At 42.9% G+C, this 22,015-nt stretch carries 23 protein-coding genes; 19 read left to right on the top strand and 4 right to left on the bottom strand.

Annotated elements, in window-relative coordinates; genetic code table 11:
* Positions 1 to 347 precede the first annotated feature (347 nt).
* A complete protein-coding gene (gene uvsE / locus CGZ90_RS18275) occupies positions 348 to 1,313 on the top strand; it encodes a UV DNA damage repair endonuclease UvsE (RefSeq protein ID WP_094253963.1) in 966 nt (321 codons plus the stop codon).
* Between the two features lie 16 nt (positions 1,314 to 1,329).
* Here uvsE and CGZ90_RS18270 read toward each other — a convergent pair whose 3' ends face one another.
* Entirely contained in the window at positions 1,330 to 3,204 is a 1,875-nt protein-coding gene (locus CGZ90_RS18270; protein ID WP_240515481.1) for an LTA synthase family protein, read from the bottom strand.
* 221 nt (positions 3,205 to 3,425) lie between these two features.
* Here CGZ90_RS18270 and lepB point away from each other — a divergent pair, with 221 nt between their 5' ends.
* The 3 genes from lepB to CGZ90_RS18255 all read left to right on the top strand — a co-directional run bounded on the left by lepB (position 3,426) and on the right by CGZ90_RS18255 (position 4,958).
* The gene (gene lepB, locus CGZ90_RS18265; RefSeq protein WP_094253962.1) at positions 3,426 to 4,013 is read left to right on the top strand and encodes a signal peptidase I; all 588 of its coding nucleotides are present in this window, start codon (positions 3,426 to 3,428) and stop codon (positions 4,011 to 4,013) included.
* A gap of 64 nt (positions 4,014 to 4,077) precedes the next feature.
* Positions 4,078 to 4,584, top strand: a complete 507-nt coding sequence (locus tag CGZ90_RS18260) for a DNA-3-methyladenine glycosylase I (RefSeq protein WP_094253961.1) — start codon at positions 4,078 to 4,080, stop codon at positions 4,582 to 4,584.
* A gap of 38 nt (positions 4,585 to 4,622) precedes the next feature.
* On the top strand, positions 4,623 to 4,958 hold the full coding sequence (locus CGZ90_RS18255) for a L,D-transpeptidase (RefSeq protein ID WP_094253960.1): 336 nt from the start codon (positions 4,623 to 4,625) through the stop codon (positions 4,956 to 4,958).
* Positions 4,959 to 5,087: 129 nt separating this feature from the next.
* Here CGZ90_RS18255 and CGZ90_RS18250 read toward each other — a convergent pair whose 3' ends face one another.
* Complete coding sequence (locus tag CGZ90_RS18250) at positions 5,088 to 7,082, bottom strand: IucA/IucC family protein (RefSeq protein ID WP_094253959.1); 1,995 nt, start codon at positions 7,080 to 7,082, stop codon at positions 5,088 to 5,090.
* Positions 7,083 to 7,282: 200 nt separating this feature from the next.
* Between CGZ90_RS18250 and CGZ90_RS18245 the strand changes: the two genes are divergently transcribed.
* The gene (locus CGZ90_RS18245; protein WP_094253958.1) at positions 7,283 to 9,004 is read left to right on the top strand and encodes an IucA/IucC family protein; all 1,722 of its coding nucleotides are present in this window, start codon (positions 7,283 to 7,285) and stop codon (positions 9,002 to 9,004) included.
* 2 nt (positions 9,005 to 9,006) lie between these two features.
* Positions 9,007 to 10,104, top strand: a complete 1,098-nt coding sequence (locus CGZ90_RS18240; RefSeq protein ID WP_205727422.1) for an alanine/ornithine racemase family PLP-dependent enzyme — start codon at positions 9,007 to 9,009, stop codon at positions 10,102 to 10,104.
* A gap of 186 nt (positions 10,105 to 10,290) precedes the next feature.
* On the opposite strand, the gene CGZ90_RS18235 is transcribed toward CGZ90_RS18240, so the two are convergent.
* A complete protein-coding gene (locus CGZ90_RS18235; protein WP_094253957.1) occupies positions 10,291 to 11,544 on the bottom strand; it encodes a helix-turn-helix domain-containing protein in 1,254 nt (417 codons plus the stop codon).
* Between the two features lie 225 nt (positions 11,545 to 11,769).
* Here CGZ90_RS18235 and CGZ90_RS18230 point away from each other — a divergent pair, with 225 nt between their 5' ends.
* The 12 genes from CGZ90_RS18230 to CGZ90_RS18175 all read left to right on the top strand — a co-directional run bounded on the left by CGZ90_RS18230 (position 11,770) and on the right by CGZ90_RS18175 (position 20,956).
* Entirely contained in the window at positions 11,770 to 12,654 is an 885-nt protein-coding gene (locus CGZ90_RS18230) for a hypothetical protein (protein WP_094253956.1), read from the top strand.
* Positions 12,655 to 12,730: 76 nt separating this feature from the next.
* Entirely contained in the window at positions 12,731 to 13,147 is a 417-nt protein-coding gene (locus CGZ90_RS18225; RefSeq protein WP_094253955.1) for an NUDIX hydrolase, read from the top strand.
* Between the two features lie 47 nt (positions 13,148 to 13,194).
* On the top strand, positions 13,195 to 13,497 hold the full coding sequence (locus tag CGZ90_RS18220; RefSeq protein ID WP_094253954.1) for a hypothetical protein: 303 nt from the start codon (positions 13,195 to 13,197) through the stop codon (positions 13,495 to 13,497).
* Between the two features lie 25 nt (positions 13,498 to 13,522).
* Positions 13,523 to 14,464, top strand: a complete 942-nt coding sequence (locus CGZ90_RS18215; protein ID WP_094253953.1) for a magnesium transporter CorA family protein — start codon at positions 13,523 to 13,525, stop codon at positions 14,462 to 14,464.
* A gap of 237 nt (positions 14,465 to 14,701) precedes the next feature.
* Positions 14,702 to 15,937 carry a D-alanyl-D-alanine carboxypeptidase family protein gene (locus CGZ90_RS18210; RefSeq protein WP_094253952.1) on the top strand — a complete coding sequence of 412 codons (1,236 nt, stop codon included), beginning with the start codon at positions 14,702 to 14,704 and terminating at the stop codon, positions 15,935 to 15,937.
* A gap of 164 nt (positions 15,938 to 16,101) precedes the next feature.
* Positions 16,102 to 16,287 carry a hypothetical protein gene (locus CGZ90_RS18205; RefSeq protein WP_094253951.1) on the top strand — a complete coding sequence of 62 codons (186 nt, stop codon included), beginning with the start codon at positions 16,102 to 16,104 and terminating at the stop codon, positions 16,285 to 16,287.
* A 156-nt stretch (positions 16,288 to 16,443) separates the two neighbouring features.
* Positions 16,444 to 17,511, top strand: a complete 1,068-nt coding sequence (locus tag CGZ90_RS18200) for an HD-GYP domain-containing protein (protein ID WP_094253950.1) — start codon at positions 16,444 to 16,446, stop codon at positions 17,509 to 17,511.
* Positions 17,512 to 17,568: 57 nt separating this feature from the next.
* Complete coding sequence (locus CGZ90_RS18195) at positions 17,569 to 18,054, top strand: DinB family protein (protein ID WP_240515480.1); 486 nt, start codon at positions 17,569 to 17,571, stop codon at positions 18,052 to 18,054.
* A 793-nt stretch (positions 18,055 to 18,847) separates the two neighbouring features.
* On the top strand, positions 18,848 to 19,153 hold the full coding sequence (locus CGZ90_RS18190) for an antibiotic biosynthesis monooxygenase family protein (RefSeq protein WP_094253948.1): 306 nt from the start codon (positions 18,848 to 18,850) through the stop codon (positions 19,151 to 19,153).
* Positions 19,150 to 19,536: a hypothetical protein gene (locus tag CGZ90_RS18185; protein WP_094253947.1), complete on the top strand. Its 387-nt coding sequence runs from the start codon at positions 19,150 to 19,152 to the stop codon at positions 19,534 to 19,536. The genes CGZ90_RS18190 and CGZ90_RS18185 overlap by 4 nt, the downstream gene beginning before the upstream one ends.
* A 3-nt stretch (positions 19,537 to 19,539) precedes the next feature.
* Positions 19,540 to 20,190 carry a cobalamin B12-binding domain-containing protein gene (locus CGZ90_RS18180; RefSeq protein ID WP_240515479.1) on the top strand — a complete coding sequence of 217 codons (651 nt, stop codon included), beginning with the start codon at positions 19,540 to 19,542 and terminating at the stop codon, positions 20,188 to 20,190.
* Positions 20,180 to 20,956 carry an STAS domain-containing protein gene (locus CGZ90_RS18175; RefSeq protein ID WP_094253945.1) on the top strand — a complete coding sequence of 259 codons (777 nt, stop codon included), beginning with the start codon at positions 20,180 to 20,182 and terminating at the stop codon, positions 20,954 to 20,956. Before CGZ90_RS18180 ends, CGZ90_RS18175 begins: the two co-directional genes overlap by 11 nt.
* A gap of 11 nt (positions 20,957 to 20,967) precedes the next feature.
* Here CGZ90_RS18175 and CGZ90_RS18170 read toward each other — a convergent pair whose 3' ends face one another.
* Positions 20,968 to 21,564 carry a rhomboid family intramembrane serine protease gene (locus CGZ90_RS18170; protein ID WP_094253944.1) on the bottom strand — a complete coding sequence of 199 codons (597 nt, stop codon included), beginning with the start codon at positions 21,562 to 21,564 and terminating at the stop codon, positions 20,968 to 20,970.
* 79 nt (positions 21,565 to 21,643) lie between these two features.
* On the opposite strand from CGZ90_RS18170, the gene acpS reads away from it, so the two are divergent.
* Positions 21,644 to 22,003 carry a holo-ACP synthase gene (gene acpS, locus CGZ90_RS18165; RefSeq protein WP_094253943.1) on the top strand — a complete coding sequence of 120 codons (360 nt, stop codon included), beginning with the start codon at positions 21,644 to 21,646 and terminating at the stop codon, positions 22,001 to 22,003.
* Positions 22,004 to 22,015 lie beyond the last annotated feature (12 nt).

Here is a 22,015-nt window from a genome sequence, read left to right as displayed (position 1 = left end):
ATGAATCAATTATGGGAGCGATGCTTCAATAATGAATCAATTGGTGTAAAGAGTAGCTAAAATGGTTTAAAGGTTTGCTGAATTGCTTTAAAAAATACCCGAATTGCTTTAAAGATTTCCTGAAATGATCTGAACATGCCGTATTCGTTAATGAAGTGTCCGCTCACGATGGAATATCGATGCTAAATGTCTATATCGAGTACCGTACCCCAATAATCTCCAAGAATCCCCAAGAAATCCCCAAGAACTCCCCAAAAACCAGCCCGAAAATTAGTCAAAAACCTCATCACATGCTTCAAAACACTATAAGTTTGTCCATACTGTTAACAGAAAAGAGGTGACTCGTTATGACAATCGTCCGCTTGGGTTATGTGGCGATGAGCATGGAGCTTGTGAATGCATCGCCATCTCAGACAATGACACATGCGCAGTTCAGTAAAATCGAAGACAGGGAAGCGGCTATCCGGAAGCTGGAACGGATTGCCTCTTCTAATCTAAATAACATGTTGCGGCTGTTAAAGCATAACGCCGCACATGATATACACTTTTACAGGATGACATCCAGGCTGATCCCCCTTGCTGACCATCCGGACCTTCCAGGGTGGAACTATATCGCTCCTTTAAAAGAAGAGCTGAAGAGCATCGGCGATTTCGCGTCAAAGCATAAGATGAGGCTTGATTTTCACCCGGATCATTTTGTATTAATCAACTCGACAAAAGAAGATGTGCTGAAGAACTCGATCAAGACGCTGCAGATGCATCATCGCCTGCTCGAGGGAATGAACATTCCGCCTGAGCACCGGTGTGTTATGCATGTTGGCGGAAATTACAAAGAGACGGATGTCGCGCTTGAGCGGTTTGTGCATAACTGGATGTTTGTGCCGAACCACTTGCAGAAGATGATCATGCTTGAGAACGATGATAAGTCCTTCTCTATGACCGACACGCTCTATCTATGCGAAAAGCTTGGCATACCGCATGTGTTTGACTATCATCATCATCTTGCACATCACCAGGAACCGGATTGGGAAGCGCATTGGGAGCGGGCTATTGGAACATGGAGTCAGTCGCCGCTTCCTATTAAAATGCATATTTCCTCGCCTAAAAGCGATAAAGAGTTTAGAAGCCATGCTGACTTCGTGGATACCGACATGTTTTTCCGCTTTTTACAGGGCATTAAAGGAAGTGTGGAGCAGATCGACTGCATGATCGAGGCAAAGCGTAAGGATGAAGCGCTGTTTAAGCTGATGAAGGAAGTCCGAGAAAGAAATGATGTAGAAATAATAGACGGGGCAAGCTTCCGCCTAAAGTAAAAGGCTGCCGAACGGATTATCGTTCAACGGCAGCCTTTTTTTCATGTTGAGGATCTAAAAATCGGAGCAGATCTCCGTAAATGATTTCATCTGAACGGTCCAGTTCTTCCTCGCCTTTTGTTGCGAGCGGCTCGCACAGGGCGGAGTCGGTCACTTCGCCTGTCAATTTGTCGTAGCAGGCTTCATCCGTATAGATTAAATCCTTTGATATGACGGTTCCGTTGCGGAAGATGGCTATCTCATCGCGTTTTTTTGAAAACAGATCCGATCCGAAATGATAGTCGCCTTTTAAGTTAATGCCAAGCAAGTGAAGAAGTGTTGGCTTGAGGTCAATTTGTCCTCCGACTGTGTTGATCTTCTTGCCTTCCATACCAGGAACGTGAATGAACAGCGGAACTCTTTGAAGCTGAACATTATCAAACGGTGTAAGTTCAAGGTCTTCGCGGCCAAGAACTTCTGCCAGTCCTTCTTCATGGCGCTCTGAAATGCCGTAATGATCGCCATAAATGACAATAACTGAATTGTCGTAAAGACCCGCTTTCTTCAGTTTGCTGAACAGCAGCTTGATCGACTCATCCGCATAGCGGACGGTCGTGAAATAACGGCTTACTATAGGATCTATAGAAGGAAACGGGTCGATCATCTGCTCTTCTTCATTCAGCAAATAAGGATGATGGTTCGTCAGAGTAATAAGCTTTGCGTAAAATGGCTGCGGCAAATCCTTCAAGTACGGAACGGTCTGCTCGACAAACGGGATGTCCTTAAGCCCGTAGTTAATTGAATTTTCCTCAGTAATGTCATAGAATTCCTCGCTGTAATACTGGTCATATCCGAGCGTCTGATACATGACGTCGCGGTTCCAGAAGCTTTTGTTATTGCCGTGGAAAACAGCAGAATAATAGCCTTTATCTTTTAAAATTTCAGGTGTGGCTTCATATTCGTTCAGCGGGTGCGTCTGGAAGACTGCGCCTCTTGGAAGAGGATAAAGCGAGTTGTCTGTAATGAACTCGGCATCGGATGTCTTGCCTTGTCCTGTCTGATGGTAAAAGTTTGTAAAATAAAAACTGGAGCGTGCGAGCTTATTAAGAAAAGGCGTCACTTCTTTTCCGTTCACCTTATAATCAATAACAAAATTCTGAGTCGATTCGAGCGAGATAACAATCAGGTTCTTGCCTTTAGCCGCTCCAAACAGCTTCGGGTTGTTAACAGGATCCTTTTTAACCTGCTTCTTAATCTCGTCAGCATCGACACTGCTGGCCATGGCCTTCTTCATCGACGATTTAGAGTGCAGGACGATATCGTAAAGATGATAGTTAAACGTACCAAGGTTTTTCACGAGCAGCTGGCGGTCGAACGTCCTTGTTAATAGCTGCGGACGCTGTGTTTCTGCGAGAGCCAGATGAAGAGCAAGCAGAACGAGTCCTGACATAAAGAGAAGGCGTATGCTTTTAGCTGTTACGGGAGCTGCGCGGAAAAATGGTTTTTTTAACAGCACATAAAGCAGAACAGTATCTGCGAAATAGAACGTGTCGCTGAGATAAACGAGTTCATAAAGACTGTTGCCGATATCTCCCGCATTTTTTGTTTGGAACAATACCGGTACGGTTATGAAGTCAGTAAAGAACCGATAATACACGACGTTCGCATAAAGGATGATGCTGTATATGAGTGAAAACAGAAATACGGCTCTATTTCGCCGTTTAACAGATATAAAGTATGTAAGTCCAAAATAAAAGATTAAGAAGCTTACAGGATTAATAAACAATACCAGCTGCTGCACAGTGTTTCCGCCTGGCAGGTTAAAGGACAGCTGATAAACGATATATGTCTTAAGCCATAATAAGAGCACGGTGATACTTAACGCAGGATGTTTTCTTATAATTGCCGGCACAAATGCAGCCCTCCTGTCTATAGCAGCTTTAATAATATCGGATTCCTTAGCGGAAATTAAACCCAATGCCTATAAATATAGCTGGAATGTTCCTGCTGATAATCTCTTATACTAATAAAAGGGGCATCTCCTATATGATACCATCCATTAAATAGAGAAACACATAATTTTTCCAATTTTTGCTTTGGCGATAATACGTAAATCGGTTACAATATTCCTATATGAAAGTTTGGAGAGACAGGGCGAAAGGAGTGTTCAGCTTGGAAAAGAAAACAGAAAAGAAAAGTGAATGGGTAAGCTGGCTGAAGGCAATTGTTTTTGCACTCGTTTTTGTCTTTATTACGAAAACATTTATCATCGCGCCATATATGGTTGAAGGAGCTTCTATGTATCCTACGCTTCACGATCAAGAGAAGCTTTATGTGAATAAAATTGTTTATACGTTCAAAACACCTGAAAAAGGAGACATCATCATTATTAAAGGTGATGACAAACGATATGTAAAAAGGCTGATAGGTACAGAAGGCGATATGGTAGAAATGAGAAATGACATTCTGTACGTTAACGGCAGCCAAGTGAGAGAGCCATACTTAAAAGAAAATCGTGTGCAGGCAGAGAACCTGGGAATTTATTTGACTGGTGATTTTGGTCCGATTAAAGTTCCAAAAGGAAAAGGCTTCGTCATGGGGGATAATCGCTTAAACAGCAAGGATTCCCGAAACGGTCTAGGACTGATCGACCTTGATTCTGTCGAAGGCCGTTCAGAGGTTGTTATCGCACCGATTAAAGACATGCGGCAAACAAAATAAATAAACATACAAAAACAAGAGGTCCTGTTCCTCTTGTTTTTTAGTCAAGAAAGGGGTTATTTCATTGATACGCTGCAAATGGAGTGAAGAAAGTGAGCTTCTTCAGGATTACCATGACAACGAATGGGGAGAACCGGTAAACGACGATCAGAAGCTGTTTGAGTGCCTGATACTTGAATTGTTTCAATCTGGATTAAGCTGGCGGACGATTCTTCATAAAAGAGATAACTTCAGAAAAGCTTTCTCCCATTTCCAAATTGAATCGGTCAAGAACTATAGTGAAGCAGATGTCGAGCGTTTGCTGCTGGATGCGGGAATTGTACGCCACCGCAAAAAAATTGAAGCTGCGATCAAGAACGCGTCGGTCGTTTCTGAGATTGCTGCACAGTATGGCAGCTTCTATCAATATTTGGCACAGCTGCCGGATAACGTGGAAGAAAAGAAGAAGATCTTGCAAAAAGCTTTTCATCACTTTGGCATGACAACAGCCGAGAGTTTTCTAGAAGCAACAGGCTTCATCCCGGCTTCGCATGACTTGTCATGCCACAAATCGTTAAAGAACCCTTCCTAAACAGCCGCATATGCTGTGTTAAAGAGGGGGGATGGGCGATGCCTTATGAAATTATCATATCTCTGTCGAGGCATAGTCTGGCACTGCTGCTCGACGGAAAAGCCGTAAAGCGGTACCCGGTGGGAGTCGGAAAGATGCTAACGCCAACCCCGATCGGCACTTATACGATTATTAACAAAGCGCCTAATCCTGGCGGTCCGTACGGAGCCTTGTGGATGGGCCTGTCTAAGCCTCATTATGGCATTCACGGGACAAATAATCCCTCATCTATAGGAAAAGATGTATCAAAAGGCTGCATCCGCATGCAAAACAAAGATGTATTAGAGCTGTCCAGCAAGGTCCCAATTGGTACGAAGGTTTATATTCGGGCTTGAATGAGGCAGGCAGGCAGTTTGCGGGCAAAAAATAAAATTTGCAGGCAAAAATCAGGTTTTACGGGCAGATTTTAAAAATTGCAGGCAAAAACCGAAATTTACGGACAAAGTGTCATAATACAAAAAACCTTAGGAGCCAAAGCGTCCTAAGGTTTTTGTAGCCATCGGATTATCTACTTTCGTATAAAAATAAGAATGAGCCTCGCCAGTCATCCTCATTAAGGTGACGGCTTTGTAGTCGATCTCGCTTGCGAAAAACACGTTGGCATCCTCTTCGGCGGCGTCGCAGGAATGAGCGTCGTCCATCAGCTCCCCAAAAACGTTCACCATTATATCTCTCACAACTTTCCATAAATCTTTTTCCAAAATTCCAAAGTGCTTTGAAACTGAGAGGACAATCTCAGCAAAGTGGTTCTGAACGACAGAATAAAATACTTTATTTCTAACGCTTTTCATATCATCCACTAGAATCCGGGATTTGGGGTGAAACCGAGAGAGCGGGACGCCGGAATTGGCGAGTCTCTTGCTATGAACGCGGATACCTTCCCAATCACGCATAAGGACACGATCCGGAGTTCCGTCTTTTTTAAAAACGATGACCGAATTCTGCAGATGGCCTTCAACACCAATTCCGTACTTTACCATCAGCGGAATGCAGCCTGTAAGCATGTTTTCAGCATAACGGGTAAGGAACGCGGTAACGGCAGCTGAATCCCCAGAAATTTTATGCGTCTGCTTAAAACGTTCGATCAGCTCCGCGATAAGCGGACTAGCTGCACCATGTACTCGTGAAACAAGCGCAGAACCTACGATCGCCCATTCGTCCTCTTCAGCTAAACTCTCTATGTTCTCTCTGATTACAAACGAAAAACTTTCGCTGCGCTCTGTTTGGTGATCCTCTTCAACATCCTCTGGATGAAGAAAATAAGCCCCCGCCTTTTCCATAACCGGTACGAAACGCGTTTCATCAATATACCGGTCATTCTGGACAAAATCAGAGATCAACGCACTCATGAGCGGTCCGTTATGAATGGTTTGCTCAGAAAGCGTGCGGATTTCTCCGGTAAGGTGGACACTGACAGGCAGCTTGTAATGAGGCTTATGCTGATCGGCTGCAGCAGGAAACAACGTTCGGAACGACATGCCTGGGACATATGCAGAGGTATAAGGAATCATCACTATATCGCCACGCTCCAACTCCCGCTTATAAAGATCTGGAAGGATATGCTCGGCTTGCCAAGGGTGAACGGGGAAGAGGGTATACATGCCTTCCCAGTCGCTTCCTAACAGTTTGTCAGCCTCCTTCTTTATGCCAGGCTCGGATGTGAGCAGATCTTCGGTCCAGCTGCAGCACTCCATCTGCTTCATATAAACGAATTCATTTTTTACAGCCGCGAATGTCAGGGCAACAGTTTCCTTAAACTCTGCCGAGTAGCTCCAGTTTTCACGTGCAGAAAGACCTTTTCTCATTTTGGCGCCAGGATGTGTTGGATGCCCTTCAATAACGAGCTGCTCAAAAAATGAATAGTGATCACTTGATGCTTCTGCTGCTTCGAGTGTTGAGACACCGGACTGCTGCGCATGAAAGGCCATTGCGAGCGCCAGGTTGGCTGCAGAATTGGCCACATCATCCATAAACATCTCAAAATGCTCACGCGGACCGTCATAGCCGTCCTCAAGCAGAAGCTGCAGAATATCGTTTGGATGCTTTAACTCGCTTTCATTTCCGTCTTTTAACAAAATAAAAGGAGGTGATAGGATGGGACGGAAAAAGGAGGCAGTCTGCTCGGCAGGCACGATCAGCTTTGTATCCAGCTTTTGAAATTTCAGGATAAATAAGCTGCCAGTGTGCTTGAATAGCTGCAGTCTGTTAACGGTTTGCAAAACATCCTCTGGCAGTCCGCCCGGCTGATCTGCAGCGGCAAACAAAGCTCGTTCTCTATGGTTCATAATATTTTCTCTTAAAAGGGAGGAGATCAGACGGCTAAGAATGCCGTCGCGTCCTTTTTGAATGCAGCGCTCAAACTCCTCAACTAGCAACGGCTTTTCATTTTTTAAAAACGTTATAATTTGCTGTTCTTCTGGATGAAGTCTATTAATTGTTGTGTCAGCATTGGGTGTCATCTAACATTTCACCTCTAATATTCATGTATACAAACGCAAAGCATAAACTGATATGCACGGGTTTGCACTGTTTTTATTATATGCCCGCCAGCTTTAGTGCCGCTAGTTAAATTAATTTCTGGCAAGCTGCTAGTAAACCGTTTAGGATGACAAAGGTGTATGATAGAGTCATATTTTAAATTAAAGAAGGTGTGCAACACTTGCTGACATCAACGGAAATTATAATCTCAGCAAAAGCCAATCATGGCATCATGAACAGGCTGGGCAACGCTCTTGTACGAGAGAAGCTGCTGCCTGTTATTGAAGAAACAGAAAAAAAGCTGTTACTGCTGTTAAACAGCAGCTGCCAGCTTGTCTTACCCTATACATACAGTGGAGCTTTTTCCCGCTATCAATTTGAAACGCCTTTTTATATAGAGAAAAACGGGGAAACAATTCCTGTAAACACGTGCGAACAGCTGTTATTACTGCTGAAAGTGGAATCAAGTCTTCAGATTACTGATGAACTGAGGGAAGAACTGATCAACAGCCGTGATAATCTGAAGCTTGCATATAAAAGTTATGAACAGAAGGTACTTATGGCCGAGCGGGAACAGATAAAATCGATGCTTCAATTTTTATCAACGCTTCAAAATGGTGACCTTCCTTTTTCGGAAGCACTTGTGACAGAAGGACATCCGCTGCATCCTTCTACAAAAACAAAGCTGGGTTTGTCAGAGGATGAAGTCCAGCGATATGCGCCTGAGTTTCAGGAAGAGCTTATGCTAAAGCCGGTACTTGTTCATCGAAGCTATGTGGTGACGAGCGAACAGGGCGAGCCGCTTCTTTACCAGGAGTGCCCAGCTGTTAAAAGTGCTGCGGAACAAACGGTGTCTTTGCTCGGAGAAAGGATCGAAGACTATCACCCTTTTATTGTTCATCCATGGCAGTTTGAACATGTCCTGCCTGTTATTTTTTCAGAGGAGCTAGAAAAGGGTGTCATCATTCCGCTCGCAGCAGACATCCCATCATCCGCCACTCTGTCGTTTAGGACGATGTCATTAACAAGTACAAAAGTGCACGCGAAATTACCTGTAAATGTGCAGGCAACGAGTGCGGTAAGAACCGTCTCTCCGGAAATTTCCGTAAACGGACCGCTGCTAAGCGAACGGCTTGTGCCGCTGATGAACAGCATCGACGGGCTGACCTTTTTGCCTGAAGCAGCGGGTGCTTATTTTGGCAGCAAAGTGCCTGAACCCCGCAGCCGCCAGCTTTCTTATATTTTGCGTCAGTCACCGGATACGTACAGGAAAGAGGGAGAAGTGCTGCTTGTCGGTGCAAGCCTGACATCATTGAATCCATTAAGCGGCGAACCTGTTGTAATGGACTTGATCAGAGATTTTACAGGAAAAATAGAAGCTGCCGCAGAAGATGTATACACATTTGCGAGGCATTATAGCGAGAAAGCTGCGATTCCATTATTAAAAGCGCTGCTGCAATACGGAGCCGGCCTTGAGGCACATATGCAGAATACGATTCTTGCCGTGAAAAACGGACAAATTACAAATGTTATCATGCGTGACCTTGGCGGCGTACGGATACACAAAGAAACGATCAGCCATCATATCTCACTAGAAGGCATACGAGACGCTTCAATCTTTACGGATAACATTAGCGAGGCAAACAGCAAGTTCATACACGCCTTCGTTCAGAACCATCTGGGAGATTTATGGTTTACATTGTCTCTTACAATCAAGGGTGTTACCGAGGATAAGCTATGGGATATCACCTCGAAAACTTTACACTCAATTGCGGACGGCAGTCATGAAATTTTTGCGGAAAAAGTAAAAACGAAGGCACTTTTATCGATGAGGATGAAGAAAAGCGCTAGCGATTATGAATACAGCACATTTGCGAACCCATTAGACAGCAGGGAGGGATAAACGTGTACCCGGCCATTACAGTTAACGTGACGAAGCTCGTTCATAACGCATTATGGATTGATAAACTGTGCCAAACGAATGGTATTGAGAACTATGTGGTGACAAAAGGGATTGGCGCCGATATGACAGTTATAGAGGCTCTATTTCATGCAGGCATCCGGCGGTTTGCGGACTCACGATTGCAAAATCTAAAGAAAATACGAAACATGTTCGGTTCTCACGTCTCTCTCATGATGATTCGCACGCCATCACTGTCGGAAGCAGAAGAGACGGTGGAAATAAGTGATGTGAGCTTAAATACAGAGTATAAAACACTGGCGGCGTTAGGCAGTGCAGCAGCCAAGCAGGGAAAAGTGCATAAAGTGGTGCTGATGGTGGAAATGGGGGATCTGCGGGAAGGAGTTTTACCTGAAGAACTTCCGTTACTTGCAGCCTCTGCAGCCCAGACAGCAGGTATTGAATGCGCTGGGATAGGAGCAAACTTTACATGCTTTAGCGGTGTCATACCGACTGAGAAAGCGATGAAACAACTAACGCAGCATCTGGATACAGCAGAAATCGCTTATGGATCAAAGCTCTCTGTCCTCTCGGGCGGAAACAGCTCAACACTTCGGCTGCTGCTGCAAAATAAGCCAATAAACGGCGTCAATCAGCTGAGGATAGGGGAAGCGATATGGCTTGGAAAAGACCCGGGGTACGGTACTCCAATTAGCGGTCTATATCAGGATGCCTTTACCTTAAGTGCGGAAGTCATTGAAATCCAGACAAAGCCGACGATGCCAACGGGGCTCATAGGAGTAGATGCTTTTGGAAAAACGCCTGATTTTCAAGACCGTGGCGACAGACTTAGGGCGATTGTTGCAATAGGCAGGCAGGATATCGACATCGACAGCCTCACACCGCTTGGATTGAAAGCTGTGATCATGGGCGGAAGCAGCGACCATTTAATACTCGATATTACGGAGTGTCAGGAGCTTAGCGTTGGAGATACAGTAGATTTCGCGCTCGGATATGGGGCCCTGCAGAGCGGGATGCTGTCTCCTTTTATTGAAAAGAAGATTGTGCAGGATAGCGTGGGGCAGAGGGTGATTGCTCTATAGGATGGTTGTATAAAAATAAAAAAGCTCTCCTAACTTGGGAGAGCTTTTTCTTAAGAAAGCTTTACAGATTTTATTCCAGGTGTTGAATCAGTAGCAATATCTGAAGAAGTAAATGAAACGACAGATAGGATTCCTGCTACAACTAATAGACCTAAAAGTTTTTTACGCATTTTTCATCCCCTCCTTTCAAAAAATATTTTTTCGGGCATTATTAGCTAATCGGTAATAAAGACTAGCTTTTTTATATAGTGATTGATCAAAATATAAATCTGCTAATAGCTCACTGTAAGTTGAAATATGTTCAAATTGATCTTGATTTTCAAAGAATGGTATTGCTTCTTTTCTTAAAAATTCTTCTAATCCGGACTTATTATCATGTATTTGATAGTTCAGAATACTGAAATGGTGGAAAAATGAAGGGTTAATAGAATTTTCAACATGTTGTATTCCTTTTTCAATCCATTTTATAGATTCTTCTAAATTATTTATATAAAAATACTCTTTACTAAGTAACCAGAGTGTGTTCATAACATTATCAGGTGATTGGTGTTGTCTAAGTTCTACACTCTTTAGCAAATACTTTATTGCCTTTGAATGCTCGTTTTTTGTAGCGGCTATATTCCCTAAGTTATGATAAATAATTCCTTCAGTATTATCATCCTTAAATGTTTTAGCATATTTTAAAGCTTGGTCTAAATGATAAATTGCCTGTTCATAGTTTCTTACTCTTCTATTTGCAATAGCTAAAATTATTTGGCAATCCGCACTACGACTATAATTATATTCTTTATCAAAAATTGTAATTGCTTTGTAGGCATAAAAATTAACTATAGATACTTTTGAAAGTTCATTATAAGTAATAGCTAATTGAAAATAGATTACGGCAGCCTCGATGTCCCTTAAATTACTTTTTTGATGATATTCTTCTGCTAACTTATAATGTTTTAAAGCGTTTTGAGGCTGATACTTAGTAGAGAAACACATCCCCAAAAATTGATTGTAATAAAATTGCAAATCAAATAAATTATCTTTAGGGATAAGTCCATTTATTTTCTGAAGTAGTAGAAATGCCTCATCAAAGTTGTCATAACAAACCATAATGCATCTACAATTAAACAACTCATACCTCAGCAAGATATTCGGATCACTCACACCCTGCATCTTTTCCTGAACGGTCTTCTGAAACTCTCCAGCTTCATCGAACCTCTTGTTCACCATCATCATATTCCACTCATCAAGCATCTCGAGTATTTCGTCGTTGTTGGCTTCGTTGGGGGATATTCCTAACCGGTCGCAGAGAAGGTTAATGACTTCATCACTGGACTTGGCGTCTCCTTTCTCAATTTTACTTAAGTAGGAAACAGAGCAAATGCCTTGGGCCAATTCTTCCTGTGTAAGCCCTTTAACTTTCCTGTAATATCTTATTCGTTGACCGACCATAAAATCCCCCTTTCCTAACTTGGGAAAATTGTCATGGTAGACACATCCTGAGCAAGGTCCATTTCTACCACTTTTCCCAATACAGATTACTCGGTATGTTTGTTAAGATAAATATAACAGAAAATATAGAGTTTTTGCTAGAATTACACTATTTTTATAATTTGTGATAAGCAAGAGCCGCCTGACTTTGGCGGTACCGGCTGTAAAAATAAGGAGGAGAGTAATATGGCCAAAATGTATAAACTATCATCGAGAGCTGCAGACAAAACGGGTTTGGTATATGCCTCGCAAATTCCTGCAAATGCCGGAAGTGTAGTAAAAAATGCTGATGAACAGGAATTGTTTTCTGAGATCCTCATGGACAGCCATAAGAACTACTGGTTCGCAAAACAAAGCGAAGAAGGAAGCCTATCATATAAATTGTTTATTTTTGACCATCATAAAGGCGTTTTGAAGTCACATCCGATCCAGGGTCAGCCGAATTTTTATGAATTCGACTCATGTGTGGTTGTTGCCTGTGAAGGAGATGGGTCAAAAGGCTCGGTTCTTGTATTTAGTAAAAATGAGCCTGAGCTGATAAAAGAATGGAAAGTGAACGGATTTCTTTGGGAAGTGGAGATGGAAGGCGACAATCTCTTTATCTCTACTTATATTGCGGAAGAAAACCAAGCTGTACTATATATTATTGCTGACGGAAAGAAAAAGCGTGTGAATCTAGGAAGTAACTTCGCACCGACTGACATTCTGTGTGTTAACGGACGCATTCATATATCCTGTGCGCCAGTGCTGTCAGGAGATCCGAAAAAGATTATGGTACTCAACTGCAAAGGCAAACTGGTGAGCGAACATAAGCTTTCCATCTCGCCTAGAACGATTTATCAAGTTGGGGACGAAATCATGATTTATGAGCTCGATCTTGCAACAGGAAAGAGCGAGAAAATTGTTTATTTGAACATAGAGACAGGCGAGCAGAAGGAGCATACGATTCCTCACTCACAAGTGGTGGAATGTACAGGCCAGTCGCTTTCACTCATACAGCCTGACTCAAACACACTTTTCACATGGGATCACAGCAACCGTAAAATCGTTGAAAGCAGAAAAGTCATATAACAGACAAATCCTTCATCTACACGATGCAGGATTTTTTTTTGCACTTTTTGAAGTGTTTATAAAAGGGGGAGTCAGTATGGAAACGTGGGTAGGAGCGGCGTGTATATGTATTCAGGACAGCAAGCTGCTAATGGTGCTTCAAGGGAAAAAAGACGAAGATAAAAAGTGGACGATCCCATCTGGCGGTCTTGAAAGCTATGAAACAATCGAACAATGCTGCATCCGGGAAGTGTTTGAAGAAACCGGGTACGCAGTAGAGCTTACCGAAAAGCTGCACGTGAAAAGAGGCATTACGTTCGGCGTACCTGTTGAAGTTCATTACTACAAGGGCCGAGTGCTTTCAGGTGTTCCTGTTATACAAGATCCCGATGAGTTGATATATGAAATAAGATGGGTGGATGCGGCTGAACTTTGCAAGCTATCTCTCTCCTTTCCAGAAGATAAAGAGCTTCTTTTGCAACTATTAGGTGAAGCAAGAGACCATGCCGTTTAGGAATACCGTTTTAGGGGGAAAATCGGAATAGACGATGGAGGGATGGTATGGAGTTCCGAAAAGCAGGAAGAGGGGACCATGAATTGCTGACCCCGCTTGAAGGCGAAATTAAAAAGCAGACAGGTAAACATCTGGATTTTTACAGCGGCCGTGAAGATATCGGGCTGTTTGTTGCCGTGGAAAATGAACAGCTATGCGGTGCGCTGATCGCTAAGCTGCTTCCTTCGGAGAACAAGGGGCAAATCGTTTTCCGGCATGCCGTCAGTACCCATCCTGAAGCGGAGCAGAAGCTTATGCAAAATGCCCTTAAGTGGATGAGAGAACATAAAATAAACGATTTTCATTTCTAAAAGCACGGTATTAGGAGGAGACACTATGAGGCACACAATGCCCCACAACTGGACATGGCACGATTTAAAGGGTGACTGTGACAGTAAACAGCTTAGAGAATTGACCGCTAATAACGAAGGTTGTTCAAAATGGGCCGAGCATGCGGCCAGCCAGAAAACGAATTACCTTCAAATTGATCAGGACAGCAGCGGAAACTATATTTTAAGGGGTTCGCTGATCTATACACAGAATCCGGAAGATCAGGATGAATATAAAGTGGTTCACTTTTATGTGACAGAAAAACTTTTGATTACGGTAAACCTCGACCTCAATTCATTTGTGCGAACGACAAAAGAACAGCTCGCGTGCTTAATGGAGCAAGTGGAAACGGCTCCCGAGGGATTCTTTGTTCTGCTTGGGGAAGTACTAAATCATTTTCTTGATGGTGTTGATGAACTGGAAACAAAGTTAAAAGAGCTTCAAAGCGATGTGCAGAAAAACAATCATACAAACCTGCTGAACCAGATTTATGACCGCCGTATTGAACTGATCAACTGGAGCGACCTGGCGATTGCGGTTGAAGATACGAGACTGGCGGCTAAGGAAGCGTTTCTTGAAAAAGTAACTGAAACAGATGCTTATAAGAGGACGCATACAAGAATTGACCGGACACTCACACTTGTAAGAAACTATCGAATGGACATCGATACATTGCTTAATTTAGAGGAAGTGCTCTCTTCTCACCGAGGCAATGAAATCATGAAGACGCTGACCGTGTTTACAGTTATCTTCACACCAATGATGGGATTCGGCGCAATTTGGGGAATGAATTTTGAGAACATGCCTGAACTAAAATGGAAGCTCGGTTATCTTTATGCCATGCTATTGATTGGCGGTTCTACAATCGGTGTCTATGTCTGGCTGCGCATGAAAGGCTGGACAGGGGATCTGCTGCAAGGAAAAAAGAGAAGAAAACATTTTGATTAAAAATATTTTCATATGCTAAAAGGAATCAGGCAGAATTTGTCGAATAGGCAAAAAGCCTGATTTTTTTATTGGTAAGAAAGGCGTACAGCAGTTCCCGTAAAAGGACTCCGAAACAGGCTTATGCCGCTTTCTTAATTGGTTTGTAATGTTTGTTAAAGAAACGTAAGAATTCGACCAATATGACCGATACATACAGTGCGAAAACTTTAGAAGAATATTATATTGGGAGTGTCCGGAATGAAAAAGAACATCTTATTTCTGCTGCTGAGCCTTGCTGTCCTCTGTCTGCCGATCGAGCAGCGTGCTTTTGCTGAAGAGAATAGCAATGCACCGAAAATTGAAAGTGAAACCGCAGTTGTTATTGACGGAAAGACAGGCAATGTTTTATTTGATAAAAACAAAAGCAGACAGATGTATCCGGCCTCTATCACGAAAATTGTAACAGGAGCAATCGCTGTCCAATCAGGCAAGATGGATGAGATGGTGACGATCAGCAAAGACGCTACTTTTGCTGAAGGAACAAGAGTATACCTAGTTGAAGGCGAGCAGATGCCTTTAAGACAGCTTGTGCAAGGACTTATGGTTAATTCAGGGAACGACGCTGCCATCGCGATCGCAGAATTTTTAGCAGGTGATGTGGAAACGTTTGCCGGGCAAATGAATGAGTTTGCGAAAGAAGCGGGAGCTGTACAGACTAACTTTGTGAACCCGAACGGACTTTTTGATGAAAACCATTATACAACTGCAGAAGATATGGCCAAAATCACTCAGCGTGCCATGGAGCTGGAGGAATTCCGCCAAATTGTTGGTACGAAGCAGCTGGATTGGAAAGGCAAAGAATGGGAGACGACCCTGCAGAATCACCATCGTTTGCTTTGGGATTACGAAGGAACGACTGGCGTTAAGAACGGATATGTGGATGAATCAAAGCATACACTTGTCACGAGTGTCACGCGCAACGGAATGGACATTATTATGGTCGTGATGAAAGCTCCCTCTAAGAGAGCGGCATATTGGGATACAATGAGCCTTGGTGATTATACCTTTGCGAATTTTGAGCGGCAGACTGTTACAAAGGGTACAGAAATTGAAGCAGCGGACGGAAAAAGCTACCCTCTAAATAAAGATTTAACCGTTACACTTCCTAAAGGAGAAACACCGGTGCAGTCTGTCACTGAGGATGGTGAACTTGTTCTTCAATCAGCAGCAGGGGAAAAACTGGCCGCTGAATTGCTTTATGATCCAGAAAAGTTAAAGAAGAAAGCCATCGAGCATGCTGAGAAAACAACTGAAGAAGTAAAAGAGTCGACCTTTAGCGGTCATGCCGTTAAAGTACTGGTCTTCGGTTATGGCGGATTCCTGCTGCTCATGTCACTGCTTGTGATTAAAAGAATGAGAAACGGACGCCGCAGGGCCCGTGCTTTGAGAGAGAGCGCCAGCCGTTATTCCCGCTATCCGTATGTAGGCAAATAAATAGGAAACCCAAAAGCCGATTTTCGCATTTGCGATGATCGGTTTTTTTAGAAAGGGCTGACTTCAGGTTAGCCCTTTTCCGGTTTAAGAAATTCGCCTGACTTAAAGACATATAGTCAGGCGAATTCTCTTTATTAACAAGCGTAGAAATGAAGGTGAATAAAATGTCAGAAGAAAATAAACTCAAGGTAATGGTCGTTTTAGTTTTTCTGCTGCTGATGGTAAGTGTGCTGTATTTTTTTCCTTTTCAGCAGAATCACGGCGATGCGAATAAATTAAATACAGCGGATTTTTTAAAGGGACCAAACAGGGATAAAGCGCAGTATGAACCCGGCATGGGCAGAACTTAAAGCTGGCCATTAAGCTTAAGAAGAGGCTGGATGAAAAGTTTAGGATGACAGCTGTAGAGTACTGGGAATAATTATGAGGAAATTTTAGATATGGAAAATTAAACTAATAGGATATAATAGTATTAAATTACATTATTCGACAATTGATGGTGACTTATGAAACGTAATCTTATTATTGCACAGACTTTTATCATGATCAGTGCAATAACCCAGACATTGAACCATGTGTTTGTCCAGCCAGTGGATAACTATTATCCTTTTATTTTACTTTTCACAATCGGTTTCATTCCAGCATTTATTCTCAATGAACTATGGCCTTCTGCTACAAAATACGTATTTATGTTTAATAGTCTTTATATCGTGTGCTTATCTTATTATTTTATTGAACTGCCGGTCGTGGAATCTGCCTACTTCTTTTTGCCTGTCGCGGCATTGCTCATGAACGACAAAAAGGTATATTGGGCAGCATGTGTCAGCGGTATGATCGGATACTTAGTGATATCAGATAATCCGGCAGATGACCGATGGATGTTCGTTTCGATCTATATCATTTTTATTCTGCTGCTAGCTATTGTACAGAACAGAGTTGAGCGGAATATTGCAGAAAAAGAAGCGATACAGCAGGGAATCAAAGCATTCTCGATAGCTGTTGAGGCGAAAGACGTTTATACACAAGGTCATTCAAGGCGTGTTGCACAGTATTCTCTTATTCTGGCAAAACATATGAAGGAATCAATAGATTTGGCTGAACTTGAGCTCACTGGCGTACTGCATGATATCGGAAAAATCTCTACGCCTGATGCGGTGCTTTTAAAGGAAGGAAAGCTGACGCAGCAAGAGTATGACGTGATGAAGCGCCATCCGCGGGACGGTATGCAGCTGGCAAAATCGCTTGGGTTTTCTCAAAGGGTATTGAACGGCATCATGCATCACCATGAGCGCTATGATGGAAAAGGATATCCTTATGGGCTAGCTGGCGCAGACATTCCGCTTTACAGCCGTATTCTCGCTGTGGCAGATTCGTTCGATGCTATGACGAGCTGCCGCGCCTATCGTACAGCTATGACACCTTGGGATGGGAAAATGGAGATCGAGCGCAATAAAGGTCTTATGTATGACCCAGAGCTCGTTGAAGTCTTTAAAGAGGCGTACAGTGAGATGCTTGTTGTTTATGAGACGAACAATCAGAGGATAAAAGAACTCACAGAGGCTGTTCACAGCTAAAAAGGATTACTGTTTCTTTTGCCGAACAAATAGTCAAACCCTTTAGGAGGAATGACAATGACAAACGCAGTTGTGAGCCTTCGTGATACTTTGTTGGATGAATTCTATATAGCTGTCAGAACAACACATGCTTTATTGGAAAAAGCGAACCCTGAAGTATACAGCTATCAGCCGGCAGAAGGCATGAGGACGTTCATGGAGCTGGCTAATCATCTTGTACAGATTCCGCAGATCGACCTTGCTATTCTTCAGGAAAAGTCAGAAAGCGAAGTCAGGGAACTTGAGGCGCGCTTAAGCTCAGATACAGTCCGTGACCTTAAGCTTGTGATGGAAGAGGGTTACCACCTTTTAAAGTCATACTTTAACTCCCTGAACGACGAAGACTTCTTGACAAAAGAATCAAAAGCCTTCTATGCAGAAAAGCCGCACACACAGATCAAGTGGCTCACAGAAATCGTCACACACGCCTACCACCATAGAGCCCAGCTCTTCACATACCTGAAACAGACCGGCCATGAAGTGAATATGTTTGATCTCTACTAAAACATCCCATTTCAGTAGGGACACAAATAACAAGTTTGGTGCGGTGATTTCCGCGGGGCGTGCGGTGAGCCCCTTTGCCGCTACGCGACCTAAAGGGTCTCACCTTCCCGCTCGTCCCGCAGGACAAGGAAGGCTTCGGCAGCAAGACCTCGCACGAAGAAAATGCGATTTTCATTTTCGAGGAGTCTCGCACCCTTCCGCTCCAATCACGACATGTTTTCATGAAAAATTAATAGAAACAAACCACAATAAAGGGTCAAACTAACTCGGAATGTCGAGGAGGTATGCTCCTTTTTCTATATATTAAGGCAAAAAACAAGGCTCCGCATGAATATTCATGTGCGAGTCCCTTGATTTCCACTTGCTCTTGAATGATTTGTTTTGTAAGAAAGTTCAGCGGTTTTCCTCTGAAAATGATTTGGCTTATTTTTCACCACTATCGCTTAATCATCTTGAATCCATCATTGTTAAAGTTGATCGGAGTGTAAGGCGCCGACTCCTGCGGGACAAGCGGTCAGGTGAGACACTCAATGGCGCGTAGCGGCGAGTGGCTCACCGCCTGCCCCGCGGAAAGCGTGCGCCTGAAACGGAGATCAACTACTTCTCTGAATTCTTCATGGATATCTTTTTAACTGCAACAAGCATGATTTTCCATCCATTCCCTCAATGAAATAGCCCATCCAGAGAGCGGAAAACTTTTTTTTCATAACAAGTATGTCATAATGGATGGAAGCAGAAGGAAGATTGATAGTTTTGTGGAATATACGAAATACTCGTGAAAGAAGGTGGATGTATGTACATGGTCCATTCTACGTTTCTCGTCCCAGATGAGAAATCCGAAGAAGTGGTGAACATTTATAAAAATCGCTCGCGCAAGGTTGATGATGCAGAGGGCTTTATTGACTTTCTTTTATTGCAAAATGATAAAAGACCGGGTGAACTGACTGTCCAGCTTACTTTTCAATCCAAAGAAAGCTATCTGAAATGGGTACGAAGCGAAGAATTTAAAAAAATTCACGACTTAGAAAAGAAATATCCAGATCAAGAACTTGCTGCAGTCATACCGACTGTATCTCAATATAAAGTGGTGGCACGATGAAAAAGCTGCCAATAGAAGAATTAGCGATTTCCGTAACGGAAGTCATGTATGAAAATGATCCGACACTGATGGACCGGTACGGCGATAAAGGCAGAAGAAAATGCATTGAAGACAACGAGCATCACTTTAAGCATCTCCAGACTGCTTATGAGCTTCAAAACGGGCAGTTTTTCACAGAATATGCTTTATGGCTGAACGGCATCCTGTCAAAGTACGGCATGACAGAGGAGCTGCTCATTGAAAATTTCAAACTGATTGATGACCTTCTAGAACGGGAATATAAGGAATACGAAGCAACAAACGATTTACGGAATTACCTGGCATCAGCCGTTCAATCTTTGCAGGAAAGTGCCTTAACAGCTGCAGAAAAAGGGAGAGGGTAACTGGTGAACCAGAACTCAAGGGAATTAGCAGGCTTTTTCTTGGAAGGAAATATAGACGAAGCTCTTCGCATTGTGCGTGAATGCCAGCGAGACTCAACTAGTCTGGAGGTTTTCTCAAGTCTCTTCACTCCAGCAATGAATTATATAGGGGAGCTTTGGGAAAACAGCGAGATTAACGTTGCAGATGAACATCTCGCCACTGCAGTATGCGATATGGTTCTTTCGCAAGTTTTTCCAGGTTATGTTAAGGGTGAAAAAGTAACGAAAAAAGCGATGCTGCTTTGTCTCGAAGGTGAGCAGCATTACCTTGGATTGAAAATGATCAACCGTTTGTTTGAAGAAAACGACTGGGCAACAAAATATTTTGGATCTAACCTGCCGCTTGAATATGCGGTAAGCACCGCAGTGGAATGGAAGCCAAGTGTCATTGCGCTGTCAGTGTCCATCGTATATCATCTCCCTAAATTAAAGGAATATGTCATGGAACTCGAGAGCCTGCCTCATAAACCACTTATAATTGTTGGCGGACGTCTTGCGGGTAAATATGACCTTCGTCCTTATTGCAGCGAGAATACTTTGATCATGAACGATATTACTACTATTGGCAATTGGCTTGGTCAGTATCAGTTGGGAGAGAAGGTTAATGCCATATAATGAAAAATATCTGCCGGTTCCTTATATAAAGATCGATGAATATGGAAACATCCTGAACTATTCAGATGAAGCAAGAAAGATTTTTTCTTTTGAAAAAATGAACGTAGCTTCACTGCTGGATGAAGAAAGTGTTCAAAAGCTCTTGAAAAATTCAATACCATCTTTAGATAAAAAATGCTTTGAACTGAATTTTAAAACGTTTGACAGTCCATTCGCACTGTATGATGTACATTTATCTTGGGATCATGATCATATCGGCCATCTCGTTGCAATGCCAAAAGACAGCGGCAGTGTGAGAATTGTTAATCAGCTTTCATCTCTGCAGCAGCGTTTATCAAGCACGAATTTTGAGCTTTATGAAAAGAAGGAAATGCTCGAAAAGGCTCTTAATCGGATGAACATCCTCTCTGGTCCTTTTATCGGCATTACTGATCGAATCGCTCTTGTTCCGCTTTTCGGTGATTTGAATGGAGAGAAGATGATCGCGATCACCTCGAATGTAATTCAGCAGGCTTACGAAGGCGACTATGATGAAGTGCTGTTCGACTTTTCGGGTGTTGGAGACATTTTGGAAGACGGAATCAGCAAGTTCACTGAGCTTTTCAATATTCTAATGTGTATGAACAGCATCAGTATTCGAATAGCAGGAATAAAGCCTGTACATGCCCAAACAATGAACAGGCTTGGATTTGACCTCGAGGCATATTTTGATACTTCCTTAAAAGATGTTGTCAAAAATGCCAACAAGAAAAGCGCGGCCTTATAGGCTGCGCTTTTTCATTTACGTGCTCTTGGAGATCGAACAAGAATTGGACCGAGTGCGGCTCCAGCAATTAGTCCGAATAAGTGGCCGGCTATGTTAATTCTGTCATCCATAAAGGTCATGATCAAGCTCAAGACAAGAACCGTGAGCAATATTTGCCGGTTCGAGCGGTTTAAATATTCACGGCGGTTATATAGAATATAAACATAGATGCCGAACAAACCAAAAATAGATCCGGATGCGCCGATATGCACATAATCAAGCGGCATAAGCCAGAACGTCGCCACGTTGGCCAAAACGCCTGACAAGAGATAAGCAGCGAAGAAACGCACTTTGCCAAGTATAATTTCCAGCGCAGGAGCGAAAAGAACCATAGAAAACGAGTTGAACAGTACGTGGCTGAACGAAACATGAGTAATGATGGGGGTAACAAGCCTCCAGTATTCACCTGTTTCAATAAAGTAGTTGGAACCGGCAAACCATACGTACAAAGAACGGCCGAACGGAGCAAAATTTATGAGCAGATAAACAGCAATCTGCAGTGCGACTAGAAAGGTAACGACGGGGTAACGCTGAATAAAGGTTTTGAACGATTCATCTCGGACAAACATGGCACACCTCATTTATAGGGACAGGCAGGTATACCCTGTCACCATCTTTATTTTCATTATACAGCCTTGGAGGCAAATCATGATAATTGGAACTGGTATCGATATAATAGAAATTTCCCGGATTGATGCTGTCTTAAAGCGGCAGCCGCGTTTCGCTGAACGAATTTTATGTGAAGAAGAAATGGCACGGTATAAGACACTTGAGCAAAGAAGGAGAATCGAGTTTCTGGCTGGCCGGTTTGCGGCAAAGGAAGCTTTCGCCAAAGCTCTCGGTACTGGAATCGGCATTGAGCTTTCCTGGCATGACATTAAAATTATGCCGGATGAAAAGGGCAAGCCAGTCATTACTTCGAATTATCCGTATTCTAGCCATCTGTCAATATCACACTCAAAGGAATTTGCCGCAGCACAGGTGATTATCGAAAGCCTGTCAAGCTAGTCTGCATATTGT

The organism is Fictibacillus aquaticus, from assembly GCF_002245695.1.
In the GTDB taxonomy this organism is placed as follows: domain Bacteria; phylum Bacillota; class Bacilli; order Bacillales; family Fictibacillaceae; genus Fictibacillus; species Fictibacillus aquaticus.
This window is presented reverse-complemented; position numbering and strand designations above follow the sequence as displayed.

Excerpts from the sequence above, each read along its gene's own strand:
- CGZ90_RS18200 (WP_094253950.1), top strand. The coding sequence starts at position 16,444 with ATGAAACGTAATCTTATTATTGCACAGACTTTTATCATGATCAGTGCA.
- lepB (WP_094253962.1), top strand. The coding sequence starts at position 3,426 with ATGAAAGTTTGGAGAGACAGGGCGAAAGGAGTGTTCAGCTTGGAAAAG.
- CGZ90_RS18220 (WP_094253954.1), top strand. The coding sequence starts at position 13,195 with ATGGAGTTCCGAAAAGCAGGAAGAGGGGACCATGAATTGCTGACCCCG.
- CGZ90_RS18195 (WP_240515480.1), top strand. The coding sequence starts at position 17,569 with ATGACAAACGCAGTTGTGAGCCTTCGTGATACTTTGTTGGATGAATTC.
- CGZ90_RS18175 (WP_094253945.1), top strand. The coding sequence starts at position 20,180 with ATGCCATATAATGAAAAATATCTGCCGGTTCCTTATATAAAGATCGAT.
- acpS (WP_094253943.1), top strand. The coding sequence starts at position 21,644 with ATGATAATTGGAACTGGTATCGATATAATAGAAATTTCCCGGATTGAT.
- CGZ90_RS18215 (WP_094253953.1), top strand. The coding sequence starts at position 13,523 with ATGAGGCACACAATGCCCCACAACTGGACATGGCACGATTTAAAGGGT.
- CGZ90_RS18190 (WP_094253948.1), top strand. The coding sequence starts at position 18,848 with ATGTACATGGTCCATTCTACGTTTCTCGTCCCAGATGAGAAATCCGAA.
- CGZ90_RS18255 (WP_094253960.1), top strand. The coding sequence starts at position 4,623 with ATGCCTTATGAAATTATCATATCTCTGTCGAGGCATAGTCTGGCACTG.
- CGZ90_RS18210 (WP_094253952.1), top strand. The coding sequence starts at position 14,702 with ATGAAAAAGAACATCTTATTTCTGCTGCTGAGCCTTGCTGTCCTCTGT.
- CGZ90_RS18205 (WP_094253951.1), top strand. The coding sequence starts at position 16,102 with ATGTCAGAAGAAAATAAACTCAAGGTAATGGTCGTTTTAGTTTTTCTG.
- CGZ90_RS18250 (WP_094253959.1), bottom strand. The coding sequence starts at position 7,082 with ATGACACCCAATGCTGACACAACAATTAATAGACTTCATCCAGAAGAA.
- CGZ90_RS18225 (WP_094253955.1), top strand. The coding sequence starts at position 12,731 with ATGGAAACGTGGGTAGGAGCGGCGTGTATATGTATTCAGGACAGCAAG.
- CGZ90_RS18235 (WP_094253957.1), bottom strand. The coding sequence starts at position 11,544 with ATGGTCGGTCAACGAATAAGATATTACAGGAAAGTTAAAGGGCTTACA.
- CGZ90_RS18170 (WP_094253944.1), bottom strand. The coding sequence starts at position 21,564 with ATGTTTGTCCGAGATGAATCGTTCAAAACCTTTATTCAGCGTTACCCC.
- CGZ90_RS18230 (WP_094253956.1), top strand. The coding sequence starts at position 11,770 with ATGGCCAAAATGTATAAACTATCATCGAGAGCTGCAGACAAAACGGGT.
- CGZ90_RS18185 (WP_094253947.1), top strand. The coding sequence starts at position 19,150 with ATGAAAAAGCTGCCAATAGAAGAATTAGCGATTTCCGTAACGGAAGTC.
- uvsE (WP_094253963.1), top strand. The coding sequence starts at position 348 with ATGACAATCGTCCGCTTGGGTTATGTGGCGATGAGCATGGAGCTTGTG.